The organism is Cryobacterium aureum, assembly GCF_002954245.1.
GTDB lineage: Bacteria > Actinomycetota > Actinomycetes > Actinomycetales > Microbacteriaceae > Cryobacterium > Cryobacterium aureum.
Map to the genome: position 1 here is coordinate 406,347 of NZ_PPTG01000009.1, position 12,561 is coordinate 418,907.

Consider the following 12,561-nt stretch of genomic DNA (forward strand, 5'->3'; position numbering starts at 1 on the left):
GTATTTGGGACTGCTGACACTCGGATTTTGTCCAATGCCTCCTCACTGTGACAATCGATATATGGGCGAATTGCTATTTGATTTTGGGGACGGCGGAGGCCCCGACGTCGTCGGCGAGCCGCTACCGAAATCCATGACCGACTCCCAACGTCGCCTGATACGGGATGCGTTCGACCTGCTCGGACTAAAGAACGCGCAAGAACAGTTCGCTGTCGTCGAGGAATTGACCGGAGTGCATATTCGGTCTGTCCACGACCTCCAGGAATCGACTGCCCGGACACTCTTACACTTCCTCGGAAGCCGCGTCAAGAATGCCCACAAGAAGAACACAGGTGACACCTGGGCAGACCGAGACGAAGACACGTGGATCGACAAGCTCTGACACCGAATCTCCTCGGAATGCGCAAACGCGGGGAAAGTGCAGTCTTGGTGGTCTTCCTTGGAACCTATCCGGGACGCCTTAGCATTTACCCCCGTGGATCACGACCTGAAGGCTTGGGTAGCCGCCGACTTCGTATATCCCGTTTGCGATGCCAGCCACACGGAGAGTCGTCCATTCCAGCGCAAGCGATCCGAGTTCCAGCTCAGCGCGTGATCTGCGTGGAATGCCTCCATTGCGATTATGTCCGAACGAAAGGCTCGGAGCCGGGTCGAGAGCCCGAATGGCGACGACGTGTCGAGGCTGCCGTGCAGGATGAGTGTTGGCACGGTCAGCTCGCCGGCGCGCTCAATCCAGTCGAAGCTGCGCAGATCGAGGGGGTTGGCGAGACCCACCAGCCGGACGAGCGGCCTGGAGCTGAGCCATGGCACGGCTAACGTGCCGGTCCACGCGGGCAGGCCCGACCGCGCGCAGTTTGCATTGATGGTCGAGACCCAATCGAGCACCGGCGACTCGAGCACGAGCCCGGCGACGACGCCACGAAGCTTTGGATCGGCGGCAAGCTGCAATGCGATGGCCGCGCCCATCGACCAACCGAAGAGGATGACGCTGCTTGCGCCGTTCTCACGGGCGTAATGCACGGCCGAGCGCACGTCATCGACCTCGGCGGCACCGAGTTCGGATCTGCCAGTCCCGACCCTCGGTCCTTCACCGTCGTTCCGATATGTCACGACGAGCGAGGTCATCCCGACCTCGGCGGCAACTTGCACGCCACGTAGTGTTCCGGCGCGCGTACTTCCGAGTCCGTGGATGTGAATCGCCCATGTGGTCGACGGGGAGCCTTGGGGCGGGATGAGCCAGGCGGGCGCGGGGCCGACATCCGTTTGTATTTCGATATCGGTCGACTGGAGGCCGGCATCGGCTGGGCTCTGGAAATATATGCCGCTCCAGGATGCTCGCTGGCCGGCAGCTACGGCTGGCCCCGACTCCCCTACGACCTCGCGGCCGACGAGACACGGTCCGCGGTCCTCGACTCCGGGCGCCAGGCGAACCCAGCCGCCGTTCTCGAGGATGAGGCAGTAGTCGCCGGGCGCGGCGGTGTGCGGCGTGCGATCGAGGATGACAATGGGTCGCTCGACGGAGTTGTCCAGGCTTCGAATCGTGAGGTCGTACCTACGCCCGCTTACCGGAGCGGTTAGCCTTCTTGCGATCACCAGCCCGAGTCCTCCGAGCACCACGGAGCTTGCGGTCAACGCTCCGGCCACCGCCCAAGCCGCTTTCATCACTGCCGCTGGCCGTCTCGGGCTGGCCAAACGACGGGCACCGAGTTGATAGACCCGGCTCCCAGCAAGTGCCGTTCGGCGCGCTCGATGAGTTCCCGCGTCTCGTCACTGACGTCAAAGGACACCCGCGTATCGATCATCGCGTCGCGGATCTCGACGACTCGACGATGAAGTAGCGTGTCGGGCTCGTCGGCGTTGAACGTGACCCGCTGGTTCTGGCGGATTCCCGGCCGTGCAGCAGTCGCTTTGGCCCAGATCGGCTCAAGCTCTTCGGCGAGCATCCGGGATCTGCGCTCCCGAGATCTCGCCTGCAGAGTGCGGGCGGCGGGCTGGAGGGCGAACCCGAGGCAGAGGAGAAGGAAGGTCAGCAGGTGCAGGGGTTCATACGCGATGGCGACGGCGGCCATCAGATTGAGGTTGCCGACGACATGGGCGAGATCCATGGTGATGACGACGACGCTCAGCGCGACGCCGGAGATGCTTCCAAGGAGCAGGGATGCCGGTGGCAACAGCTGGGCACCTACGCTGCTTCGGAGCTGCCGCGCAGCGAGCGCGGCCATCGCTGCGAGGACGATTGCGTAGTAGGTGAATTGGATCGTCGAGTAGGCGGTGGCGGCGGGTTGCGCACCGAGCTCAAGCATGAAGTTGGTCGTGGTGCTGCCGCGGTCGATGAGCAGGAAGGTACAGATGACGGCGACGAGTGCGGCCATGAGTGCGACCGGGCCGAGGGCCACCCGCACGGCCCCCGGTTGATGCTCGGAGGCCTTCATCACTCCGCGACCCAAGCAAAAGACGCCGACCATTAGCGTTGCATCCGCCACGAGCGTCACGAGGTTGGTACCGCCGGCGAGCCGGTCGAGTGGCCGATAGGCCTCGTCGGTGTTCAGCGTCATTGCGACCGCGATGGTCAGCGCCGCATACGTGATGTTGCGCTCGGCACGACCCCACCGCAAGATCAGCAAGCTCGCGACGAGAAGCCACATGAGGGCAGCGACGAGGATGACAATCATCCGAAGATCTCCAGGTACCGAGAGCTATGCAGTGCCGATCCCCTGATCCCAGCGGCGAGGTGGTCCGCGAGGGTCTCCGCTTGCACTTCCTGGTCGGTGCTGAGATCTTGGCGCCTGAGTAGTCGGCGCAGAGTCTGCGGCGGAATGTCGGGCAGCAGAACGTCGGGAGCGTCGGGGGCATCCTCAAACTCGTGGCCCAGGATCATGTGCGCAAGTTCGTGCAGCACGAATTGCTGTCTGTGCAGCGCGGAATCGCTGTGGGCGTGAAGGATGACATCCTTGCCATCCTTCATGAAGCAAACGGCGCACAGGCCGTCACGACCGGTGATGCCCGCCAGTTCAACTATTCGCAGGGGACGTCCCCGGCGTCGCTGAACGGCGCTGACGAGTTCGTCGAACGTGAAGGTCTCGCCCAGCGCAAGTCCGTCGACTGCCGTCGACACGTTCACTACGTTCGTCATCGCCTCTCACCTTCCTTAGAACGGATGCTGACCTTCGGCTTTGTGCGCTGGCGGCATAGTCTGGGAGACCTCCGCGTCCAGGAATTGGCTAATCGCCTGCAGTGCGTTGGGGGAAATATCTCCCAGGGTGCGTGCCGCATACGATTTCACGCGGGCGGCACGCATCGAACGCACTAAATCGAGTTGAGCACTTACCTTGGCTGGAGTCACTGCGCTGGCTGAGCCGGCAAGGAACGCCGGGTCAACATCGAAGAACGCCGCCAGGCCTTCGAAAAGTGGAGGGTCTTGAACGTACCGGTGGCCGTTGACGATGTATGTCCAGCGCGATCTCGAGAGGTTGGTGCCGCGCGCCTCGAGAAACGAGGCGATTTGGGCGAACGTCGGCTCGCTGCCCGTCTCCGCCTCGGCGACGTCGAGCAGCAGCCGGAGGCGCTTCGCGAGGTCCTCTGCAGCTGTCGTGCTCGTATCTTCCGTCATGTACTTTCACTCTCCCGGACTGATGATTACTCAGGTCGTTGAGAGTGCTCAATCTACTCGTTGAGCATGATCAAGGCAAGGGTTGCGCATGCTCAAATGTGGTGCTAAAACGTACCGTGAAATGGAATTGAGCATGCTCAACATGAATTCACATCGCCGGCCGCAGCGGCACGGCGAGGCGCACCTCTGTGGCATCTACCCACGCTCGCGTGGCAGTCCCCCGGGAAGGTGATCGACATGTCAGTGAAAATACTCGGAGCCTCTGATGAGCATCGCTGAGGTACTTCAGGCTACGAGCCGGCTGCAGTTGCGGGATGCCGCCATCGCATTCGCGCGGGCGGGAATCCCCGTCTTTCCGTGCGTGACGGATGGCAAGCATCCGCTTACGCCGGCTGGGTTTCACGATGCGAGCCGAGACCTCGACCAGCTGCGCGGATGGTGGGGTCGGTGGCCGGGCGCGAATATCGGGATGCCGACGGGCAGCGCGTCGGGGATTGACGTTGTCGACATTGACGTGACGAGTAAGGATTCGGGCTTCGCGGCGTTCGAGCGTGCAAGCTCCGCCGGGCTGGTTGAAGGTGACCTTGCCCGAGTGCGCACTCCGTCAGGAGGGTTGCACGTGTATTTTTCCGCGAACCAGGCCCGGCCTCAGCGTTGCTGGCAGGCCGCGGCCGCGCACATCGACTTTCGTGGGGACGGCGGCTATGTCATCGTGCCGCCCTCAACCCTAGCGACGGACCGCGGGCGAGTCGGCTACCGGCTCTATGCGCTGTCGGCGACCGGCTCGCGACCGGTCGACGCCGTCGCGCTCCGCAGCTTCATCGACCCGCGGCCGCCGCGAATGGGGACTCGGGCAACCGCGGCTAGGTCGCCAGAGCCGAGCCGGCTCGCGCAATGGGTGAGCAACCTGCAGGAGGGCGAGCGCAACAGCGGGTTGTTCTGGGCGGCTTGCCGACTGGTTGAGGCGGGCTACGGGCCGGCAGATGTCGAGGCTGCGCTGGGGCCGTACGCAAAGGTCGCTGGCCTCGATGAGAGGGAGATAGTCATGACGATCAGCTCGGCGAGCCGTCGGGCAGGCGTACCGGGGGCGCCGTTTGGCCAGCGAATCGCTCCCGGAAGCAGTCGGGGAGACGCGCCCTGCATGTCGTGAGTGGCGACGGTTTTCGGAACGCGTTGACACTCCTGCTGTTTGAACCATCGATCTGAAGGAGATGAAGTGATGGACGTAGACGACTTCCACGAGTCACGCCGCGCAGCCAGCGTTGAGACTGGCGGCGAGGCGCATCCGCTGCACGCCGTACTCGATGAAAAATCGCGGCTCGCAGCACGCATGCGGGACAGCACCTTGGGTGCCACGCCCGCCAGTGCGGCCGCCTCCCGCCCCGGCATCACCTGGGTTCGCGCCTCCGATCTGCTCAGCATGGGCAGCGGGCACATCGCCGGCCAGGGCATCGACCATCAAGCCGAACTGGCCCGGCGGATTCGGCGCGCCCCCGTCACCGCCGTTCGTGCGATGCGCGATCGGGCCGACCGGTTGCCTCCCCTCTCCGAGTTCGGGTCACAGCGCAAGAGTCCACAGATCGCTCGCAACGGGCTCGAGCGGAGCTGATCATGAGCATGCTGGTGAACACGACAACACACACCGATCCGACGAGAGGTGCCGCGATGAAAACGACCACGGGTTTCCGCGAGTCCGAAGGCCTGCGCAAGCTGCTCGCCCGACTTCAAGCGGATGGCGGGGGCAGCTGGCGCACGGACCCAGAGGCAGCCGAACTCATGCAGTTCACCGCCCAGCGCTACGCCGGGTTGGCGCGCAAGCACCGGCTGGATCCCTGGGAGGCCGCCGCGGCAGCCTATGACGCGATGCGGGCGCCGTCGACGCTGCGTGCCGACGACCCGTGGGCCATGGTCACCCGAGCCGTGCAAGTAACCTGCATCGCTGAGGAACGCGCCCAGGGACTGCTCTGCTCGGTGCATCAAGCCCGGCGGCCCAAGACCTCCGCGTTCCACGACGCCGAACGCTTCAGCGACCGCGAGCACGCCCTCACCGACTATCACCCCGCGTTCCGAATCAATCCGGCCGACGCGCAGACCGAAACAGCGCCGCTGGTCCAGGTGAAGGCTGCAGTCGAGGACGCGATCATGTTGTTCACCCTGCTCGACTGGCCGGCAGACCACGCTCGAACGTGCGTCGAGTACATCTGCGGCCGGCTCGCCGATGCCACGTCGCGAGAATCCGCTTTCGAGCTTCTGCGCCGCGACTACGCTGCCCGCGCGCGCCTCGACGTTTCACAGCGGGCCTGGATGGCGATGCTCCGAACGCTCCTTGGTTGCGGCAACCCGCTGCTGGCCCACACCGCGGCCGGCCACGGAATCTTGCTTCGTCTGCTCGTCGGCGAGCCGCTTCGCTCCCTGTTTCGCGACGATGACCTCGTCGCCGACATCGTCGTCAACGCCCCGCGAGTGTTCGCATGACCTCTACCCTGGGTCACTTCGAGTTGGAGCGGTCGATCGACTCCATCCGGATCGGTTCGCGTCATCGCAACGATCTGGGCGACATCGACGCCCTCGCCGCTTCAATTGAACGGCAGGGACTCCTGCAGCCGATCACGGTGACACCGGATGGCACACTTGTGTGCGGCGCCCGCCGCCTGGCCGCGCTCCGGCAACTCGGGGTACGCAAACTCAATGTCTGGGTGCGCGCCGGCATCTCAGACCAACTGGCCCAGCTGCTCGCCGAGCAAGACGACAACGCACTCCACAAGACCCTCGGCCCGACCGAAGCGGCCACGCTCTATCGCGAGGTCAAGATGCTTCTCGCTGAGGATGCCCGGCGCCGGCAAGAAGCAACACGGTTCGGCTCTTCTCGGGCGGGATCGGACGGTGCTGCCACGGTGGCAGCACCGCTGGATGGCTACTCCCGGGCACAGGCCGCGCTCCTCGTGACCGGGAAGCGCTCGTACACGACGCTCGAACGCATCGGCCAGCTCCAGCGGATGGCGCACGACGACAGTCTCGACCAAACGCTCCGCAGTCGCGCGATCGAGGAGCTGGAGTTGATTCAGAACGGCGGCTCGGTGGCGGCTGCACACTGTCGCATAACCTCCGAACTTGACCGGCTGTCATCGGATGCCGCGGAGCCCATCCGCCAAGAGGCACCCGTGGGTCTCGCGCTGGTCCACACCGATGAGAGCGATTCACCCAATCTCGAGCAGTTGGCTCGTGAAGCGCTCGCTCGCGCAAAGACAGCCACACGGGCCAAGACGGCCAGGCGTGTTGCCACCCCAGACACGAAGTTGCCCGTCCGCTCGTTCGTCTTTCTCTGGAACGACCTGCACGAATGGTGGCTCCGCTACGACTACGCCGAGATCGCGACCGAACTCACCAACGACCAGTGGGAGCAGTTCGAAGCTACGATCGCCGGCAGCACCGCATTTTTCGAGCGGATGCGCTCCCTGCGCGACCTGCCCGTCAAACAGGTATCGGCCACCATTTCCGCCATCAGATAGGAGCCCACAATGGAATTCATCCACCGGCACCGCCTGGTCATCACGATCATCAGCAGTGCTGCTGCCCTCGCCATCGTCGTGATCATCGGCGTGTATGGAATGCTCCGCGGACCTGCGAAAGAGAGCCAGCCGGAGCAGCCGGCGCCCGCAGCATCCGCTCTATCGACACCGCCAGCCCAGGCCGAACAACTGCAGCCGCTGCCTGTCACGACAAGCCCGGAAGAGTTTGCCCGCAGCGTTGCGGGCGCCCTGTTCAATTGGGACACCCGCCAGGAAGCGGGCCTCGCCGACTGGGCGCAGGTGCTGGTCGACGTCGCCGATGCCGATGAAGCGCCCGCCGTTGCAGCCGATGTTCGGACTTACCTGCCCGGCTCCGAGATGTGGACGCGACTGCGCACGTACGGCACGCGGCAGTGGCTCGACATCGAGTCGATAACCGTACCCGGTGCATGGGCGACCGCGCTCACGCAGGCGTCACCCGGGCAGATTCCGCGCGGTGCTGCGGCGTTCACTGTGGTGGGAACCAGCCATCGCGAAGGAACGCAGAACACCGAGGTCATTCGCACAGAGCGAAAGGTGTCGTTTACGGTCTTCGTCGTGTGCCCGGTCGATGAGGCGTGCACGTTTCTGCGGCTCTCGAAGCTCGACCACCCCTTGGAGTGAGCGGTGAACAAGCTCATCGGCCTGCTCGCGGTGGTTGTGCTCGCCAGCCCGCTGGTCGTTCTGGTGGGCGTGGCCGCGCTCGTGGTCCCTACCTTGCCATCGTGCGGGTCGCTCGTCGTTGGCAGCATTCCGGACTCGCTCAGCGCCCAAACGTTGGATGGCCGAACGGTCACCCTCGACAAGCGGCAGCTGACCCATTCTGGAACCATCATCACGATCGGCGGGCAGACGGCCGGCGTCGGGCGCGAGGGCATAGTCGTGGCGTTGATGGCTGCGCTCACGGAGTCGACGCTGCGGATGCTCGCCAACACCAGTGCGTATCCGGAGTCGGCGGGCTACCCGAATGACGGGGTTGGCTCCGATCACGACTCACTGGGGATGTTTCAGATGCGGCCTTTGACCGGATGGGGAACGGTTGGCGAGCTCATGGACCCGGAGTATCAGGCGCAGGCATTCTTTGGTGGATCGTCGGGGCCCAACGCCGGGTCCCCGCGGGGCCTGCTCGATATCGATGGCTGGCAGCTGCTTAACCCAGGCGCGGCTGCACAGACGGTCGAGGTCAGCGCATACCCGGATCGGTACCAGAACTTCCAGCCCGTCGCGGAAGCGATACTCACCGCGCTGACTCGGTCCTCGTCAACGGTTCTCGAGACTTCGCTCGTCGTGTTCCCGCTCCCCGCCGGGACCTACACAAACACCGACAGCTTCGGGTGGCGGATCGATCCCTACACGGGCCAACGACGGTTCCACGCCGGCAGCGACCTCGCGGCACCGCTGGGCACGCCGATCCACGCGGTCGCCGACGGTGTGGTCAGCTTCGCCGGACAGCGAGGTACTTACGGCGGGCTAATCACGATCGAGCATACGGTTGGTGGCCAGCGCGTCACCTCGTACTACGCCCACATGTACGAGCAGGGCATGCACGTCACGGCAGGCGACAGCGTGGTCGCTGGCCAGCACATCGGCGACGTAGGTTCAGCCGGCAAGTCGACCGGTCCGCACCTCCACCTCGAGATCCACCCGGGCGGGTCGCGCCAACCGGCCGTCAATGCGGTCGACTGGCTCACTGCCCACGGTGCCGCCGACCTGACGGCCGCAACCAGCGGATGCTTAGCCGGAACGGTGGCATGACATGGACGTCTTCCCCGACTTCGGCGCCGTCGGTGGCGCTTCAGAATTGAAAAGCATCGTCGGCGCGCTGCTGACGTTCGTGCTCATCATCGCGGTGCTGATGATGATCATCAGCGGGGTCACTTGGGCGCTCGCCTCGGCAAACGGCAACTTTCATACCGCGACGCGGGCGCGGCTCGGACTCCTCGTCGGCTGTGGGGCTGCGGCCCTCGCGGGCGCCGGTGTCGGTTGGGTGAATTTCTTACTGAACGTCGGCTCCACGCTGTGACGGACCATCATCCACGACTATGCGCTGAAATCAGAGTGATTTCCATTTCGCCGCCCGGGGTGTCGCACGGCTACTGGTCAGCACGTTCATGCAAGCGGTGAATACCCTAAACGTCCGGTATCCCTAACGTTTCAAGGCCGACTTTGGGTGCGCTTTCAACCTTCGAAGTCGCCGCGAGAGGGCACCAGAGCCGCCTGTCGCGAGGTCGTGTCGGAGGTGGCTGATAGTCATAGAAGGAAACGAAAGGGCATTCACAATGGCTCAGCAGTCTAAGCATTTCGACATCTCTACGGCGATCGACCTCCACCTCAGCAACTACAACTTCGATGCAGTCTCCCTCACCTCAGAGCATAAGTACCAGCCTTGGTACGCAACGCTCCTCAGCACCGTGGCTCTCCTGGTCGCCGATGAGGAAGTCATCTACGCACACAGTAACTATGGGGTGCCCAAAACCGATGTCCGCATTGTCGTGTTTACTAATAACCTCGTCGTCGTCGCCGACGTCGACCCCAATGCGGATGTCGTTCCTGTCGCTCGCTCAGTTCCGCGCGGTTCGTTGGTCGGCATGAAGCTCAGCGCGTCCGAGAGGATCGACACGCGTGATCGCCGTTCCAATGAGTGGCCCGGAACGCTCAATCTTGTTCTGACCTACCCCCGCCTCCCCGACTCGATTGAGATTGTCGAAAGTGGCGTCAATCGCTATGCCGCCGATCAGTCGGCACCGATCGTGACGCTAATCGAAGGGCTCAGCGCGGATCTCGCTCATTCCCGCGCGATCGGCTGAGGCCCTTAGACCGTTCAAAAGTCCGTGGGCAGACGCACAGCTCCGTTTGCGCACCTTGCCAGTCCAGGCGCTGTAGGACGGTAAGTTGCTTTCAGGTACTCGACGGCAGCTGAAAGTCGTCAACACTCCGCTCTTGACAGCGGGCGAGAGGAAGAATTATGGCCTACGAGTTTGACCCGTCGCATGTTCAAGTAATTGCATCCCTGCTTGACAGAAATGTGCGTCCCGAAGATGACCTCATGAGCGTTTGGGAACGCCTCTGGGGCGACGAGGCATACAAGGACTTGGATGAGGGCCTGCGGATCGAGACCGATTTCCTCTTCACGTGTGAGCTAGAGGAAAACTTTGAAAGCGCGGGTGAAGTAAGGCTCGTCGAATCGGGGCTGCCGATCACTGCCACGCGTCCGATGTTGGCGTCTCCGGCAAGTGCGTGGACACTATGGTCCGAGGTCGGTGCAATCCTGTTGAACCCGCTTCTCGCTGCTCACATAGCCGATATGCTCTTCACCGCTCGGGTGCAGACGACACCTGTACACGCCGCTTCGACAATTGAGTTGTATCTTCAGTTCGCCGAACTTGGCGAAGACTTGGGTCACCTGGCCGCGCTATCGCTCGCACGAGCAAACTATATCGCTCGCTCGCGCGGCATGGCCGAGGAAGGCCTCGTGCGCGCTGCTATGCACCGTCGGCTCGATACTCTGAGTAACACCTCAACGACGATCGGCCCAGCACTCACGCTCTTGGCCGCGCTGTCGGCGCCCCCTCGGAGCGGTGAGTTCGAGCCCGCTGAACGCGAATCGATGCGCAACCAGATCATCGCCCTCGGAGACTCGTCGGCAGCCTTTGTCGATGAAGTCGCCAGGACGATGTTTCGCTTGTCGGAGGGTCCCACGGAACTGGCAGCCAGCCGGCGATGGCACGTAATGCAATACCTGATGTTCGCCGAATCTGACGATCACGGGATGCGCAAGATGCACCACGCGCAAACTGCGGAAAAGTTGGCAACCTCCTACGGGCTACCTGATCTGAAGGACGCCGCAGTGTTAATCATGCAGTCCGTGACCCAGGATTCCATGGGGTGGAAAACCGCAGCCGTGGAAATCCCAGTGCCCAAGAATGCTTTTCGGGCCCATCTGCGGAAATACCGTCGGGCACGCAGCTGGAACCATGCGCTGATGGTCTTCTTCGCCGGCAAGTCCCCATCCGGAGATCACGCCGTCAATATTAAGGCGGCCGAGCGGGCGGCGACCGGCTCGATACGGGCACTGGTCTCTCAAACGGTCTACGGTGCGCATGGACTTCCGGAGCGCACTGACGTAGATTTTATGGTCGAAGAAGTCGCCCGGACTGAGACAATCGCTCTCGACGTCTCCGCGATCCTTCTCGCACTCGAGCTGGATTATGTTCGCGACCGTTTTTTCCCCCCGCCTGCCCCCCAAATTGCCGCGTGGATCATGGATTGTTTCTTGGCTGACGAGACGCTTGCCGAGCATTTCTCCGAGTCTGTCACCTTGCATTGGGCTGGAAGGTTCTCCGACTCGGCTCGACTGTCTATTCCGCTAATAGAGAGAGCCGCACGTGACCTGCTCCTCAAGCTCGATGCACCGCTCTATCGCCCGCAGCGCGGCGAATCCCAAGGCCGTTTTCCCGCGATGGACTACTACGTTGAGACACTCGCGAATCAGGATCTGGACCCGGACTGGGTGCGAGCGCTTCGACTTACACTTCTGTCGACCGGCATGAACCTCCGTAACCTTTCCGCACACGGATTCGTTCTGACATTCTCCGAGAACCAATCAGCGCTGTTGCTTCGCTTAGCAGGACTCTTCTGCACGATGCCCATCGGCGTCGACAAATCCGACCTTCACGCGCCGACCACTTGGTCCCGGCTGCGATTGAGGCGACGCTTTGGGTGGGTGTGGTCGTAGGCTCCACGTACCACACGACTGCAGAATCGCAGATCAAACATGCACTCGACCCCTGCGATAATCGCCACCCAACGGAACGGGAATCAGACCTAATGGCCGCTTCGTTAGAGCGTGTCGCGGATTTCGCCGACGCGTTACCCCACCGGCGACGCGTTAAATACGCGGAGCTCTAGCTCGACCTCTGCTACCCAACTTCGATTGGTCCGCCGAGAACTCCGTGCGGGCGGAATCTCTCCAAACGAAGACGTGTTCCATACCGATCACAGTTGCCGCCGCAATGGGGCCTACGAAACTTGAACCCACTCCGCCCCGGCGGACGCGGGGTCATGGTGCGCTCCTTCCAGTCGTAAACATCAAACGACTGAGGGAGCCCCGCGATGATCGACATCACTCCGAACGGCACGGGTCTTCCCGGCATCGAACAGCTGCGCATCATTGTCGGGGCGGTGATGACCGTTGGGCTCATCCTGAGCGTTCTGGCCCTGATTATCGCGGCGATCGTCTGGGGGTTCGGCGCCAACTCGTCCAACCCGCACCTCGCCTCGCGCGGCAAGGTGGGCGTACTCGTGGCCTGCGGCGCCGCCATCATCTGCGGCTCAGCCGTCACCCTGGTCAACTTCTTCTGGACCGTCGGCCAATCCGTCTGACCCCGATCCCCACGTGAACGG

At 63.2% G+C, this 12,561-nt stretch carries 15 protein-coding genes; 11 read left to right on the forward strand and 4 right to left on the reverse strand.

The features are described from left to right. Positions 1-61: 61 nt before the first annotated feature. A complete protein-coding gene (locus CJ028_RS04840; RefSeq protein ID WP_105034125.1) occupies positions 62-382 on the forward strand; it encodes a hypothetical protein in 321 nt (106 codons plus the stop codon). Between the two features lie 98 nt (positions 383-480). Here the strand turns inward: CJ028_RS04840 and CJ028_RS04845 are convergent, their stop codons facing one another. From CJ028_RS04845 to CJ028_RS04860, 4 genes are read right to left on the reverse strand one after another with little or no spacing between them, the layout of a single operon-like run. After that, a complete protein-coding gene (locus CJ028_RS04845; protein ID WP_105034126.1) occupies positions 481-1,662 on the reverse strand; it encodes an alpha/beta hydrolase family protein in 1,182 nt (393 codons plus the stop codon). After that, complete coding sequence (locus CJ028_RS04850; RefSeq protein WP_105034127.1) at positions 1,662-2,672, reverse strand: DUF6545 domain-containing protein; 1,011 nt, start codon at positions 2,670-2,672, stop codon at positions 1,662-1,664. The genes CJ028_RS04845 and CJ028_RS04850 overlap by 1 nt, the downstream gene beginning before the upstream one ends. Beyond that, the gene (locus CJ028_RS04855) at positions 2,669-3,133 is read right to left on the reverse strand and encodes a hypothetical protein (RefSeq protein ID WP_105034128.1); all 465 of its coding nucleotides are present in this window, start codon (positions 3,131-3,133) and stop codon (positions 2,669-2,671) included. Before CJ028_RS04855 ends, CJ028_RS04850 begins: the two co-directional genes overlap by 4 nt. A 15-nt stretch (positions 3,134-3,148) precedes the next feature. Beyond that, a complete protein-coding gene (locus CJ028_RS04860) occupies positions 3,149-3,610 on the reverse strand; it encodes a hypothetical protein (RefSeq protein WP_105034129.1) in 462 nt (153 codons plus the stop codon). 265 nt (positions 3,611-3,875) lie between these two features. On the opposite strand from CJ028_RS04860, the gene CJ028_RS04865 reads away from it, so the two are divergent. The 10 genes from CJ028_RS04865 to CJ028_RS04910 all read left to right on the forward strand — a co-directional run bounded on the left by CJ028_RS04865 (position 3,876) and on the right by CJ028_RS04910 (position 12,540). After that, positions 3,876-4,760 (forward strand): bifunctional DNA primase/polymerase, encoded by an 885-nt coding sequence (locus CJ028_RS04865; RefSeq protein ID WP_105034130.1) that lies wholly within the window; start codon positions 3,876-3,878, stop codon positions 4,758-4,760. A gap of 66 nt (positions 4,761-4,826) precedes the next feature. After that, positions 4,827-5,219 carry a hypothetical protein gene (locus tag CJ028_RS04870; protein WP_129590384.1) on the forward strand — a complete coding sequence of 131 codons (393 nt, stop codon included), beginning with the start codon at positions 4,827-4,829 and terminating at the stop codon, positions 5,217-5,219. Between the two features lie 56 nt (positions 5,220-5,275). Beyond that, entirely contained in the window at positions 5,276-6,085 is an 810-nt protein-coding gene (locus tag CJ028_RS04875) for a hypothetical protein (protein WP_105034234.1), read from the forward strand. Beyond that, on the forward strand, positions 6,082-7,119 hold the full coding sequence (locus CJ028_RS04880; protein WP_105034132.1) for a ParB N-terminal domain-containing protein: 1,038 nt from the start codon (positions 6,082-6,084) through the stop codon (positions 7,117-7,119). Before CJ028_RS04875 ends, CJ028_RS04880 begins: the two co-directional genes overlap by 4 nt. Positions 7,120-7,128: 9 nt before the next feature. After that, positions 7,129-7,782 carry a hypothetical protein gene (locus CJ028_RS04885; RefSeq protein ID WP_105034133.1) on the forward strand — a complete coding sequence of 218 codons (654 nt, stop codon included), beginning with the start codon at positions 7,129-7,131 and terminating at the stop codon, positions 7,780-7,782. Positions 7,783-7,785: 3 nt separating this feature from the next. Beyond that, positions 7,786-8,913, forward strand: a complete 1,128-nt coding sequence (locus CJ028_RS04890) for a M23 family metallopeptidase (protein ID WP_105034134.1) — start codon at positions 7,786-7,788, stop codon at positions 8,911-8,913. A gap of 1 nt (position 8,914) precedes the next feature. Continuing rightward, entirely contained in the window at positions 8,915-9,181 is a 267-nt protein-coding gene (locus CJ028_RS04895) for a DUF6112 family protein (protein WP_105034135.1), read from the forward strand. Between the two features lie 256 nt (positions 9,182-9,437). Beyond that, positions 9,438-9,965: a hypothetical protein gene (locus CJ028_RS04900; RefSeq protein ID WP_105034136.1), complete on the forward strand. Its 528-nt coding sequence runs from the start codon at positions 9,438-9,440 to the stop codon at positions 9,963-9,965. 158 nt (positions 9,966-10,123) lie between these two features. After that, a complete protein-coding gene (locus tag CJ028_RS04905; RefSeq protein ID WP_105034137.1) occupies positions 10,124-11,893 on the forward strand; it encodes a DUF4209 domain-containing protein in 1,770 nt (589 codons plus the stop codon). A gap of 377 nt (positions 11,894-12,270) precedes the next feature. After that, positions 12,271-12,540, forward strand: a complete 270-nt coding sequence (locus CJ028_RS04910) for a DUF6112 family protein (RefSeq protein WP_105034138.1) — start codon at positions 12,271-12,273, stop codon at positions 12,538-12,540. Positions 12,541-12,561 lie beyond the last annotated feature (21 nt).

What these genes read in the sequence shown, in the direction of transcription:
- CJ028_RS04840 (WP_105034125.1), top strand. Translation starts at nt 62, where the DNA reads ATGGGCGAATTGCTATTTGATTTTGGGGACGGCGGAGGCCCCGACGTC.
- CJ028_RS04845 (WP_105034126.1), bottom strand. Translation starts at nt 1,662, where the DNA reads ATGAAAGCGGCTTGGGCGGTGGCCGGAGCGTTGACCGCAAGCTCCGTG.
- CJ028_RS04850 (WP_105034127.1), bottom strand. Translation starts at nt 2,672, where the DNA reads ATGATTGTCATCCTCGTCGCTGCCCTCATGTGGCTTCTCGTCGCGAGC.
- CJ028_RS04855 (WP_105034128.1), bottom strand. Translation starts at nt 3,133, where the DNA reads ATGACGAACGTAGTGAACGTGTCGACGGCAGTCGACGGACTTGCGCTG.
- CJ028_RS04860 (WP_105034129.1), bottom strand. Translation starts at nt 3,610, where the DNA reads ATGACGGAAGATACGAGCACGACAGCTGCAGAGGACCTCGCGAAGCGC.
- CJ028_RS04865 (WP_105034130.1), top strand. Translation starts at nt 3,876, where the DNA reads ATGAGCATCGCTGAGGTACTTCAGGCTACGAGCCGGCTGCAGTTGCGG.
- CJ028_RS04875 (WP_105034234.1), top strand. Translation starts at nt 5,276, where the DNA reads ATGAAAACGACCACGGGTTTCCGCGAGTCCGAAGGCCTGCGCAAGCTG.
- CJ028_RS04880 (WP_105034132.1), top strand. Translation starts at nt 6,082, where the DNA reads ATGACCTCTACCCTGGGTCACTTCGAGTTGGAGCGGTCGATCGACTCC.
- CJ028_RS04885 (WP_105034133.1), top strand. Translation starts at nt 7,129, where the DNA reads ATGGAATTCATCCACCGGCACCGCCTGGTCATCACGATCATCAGCAGT.
- CJ028_RS04895 (WP_105034135.1), top strand. Translation starts at nt 8,915, where the DNA reads ATGGACGTCTTCCCCGACTTCGGCGCCGTCGGTGGCGCTTCAGAATTG.
- CJ028_RS04900 (WP_105034136.1), top strand. Translation starts at nt 9,438, where the DNA reads ATGGCTCAGCAGTCTAAGCATTTCGACATCTCTACGGCGATCGACCTC.
- CJ028_RS04905 (WP_105034137.1), top strand. Translation starts at nt 10,124, where the DNA reads ATGGCCTACGAGTTTGACCCGTCGCATGTTCAAGTAATTGCATCCCTG.
- CJ028_RS04910 (WP_105034138.1), top strand. Translation starts at nt 12,271, where the DNA reads ATGATCGACATCACTCCGAACGGCACGGGTCTTCCCGGCATCGAACAG.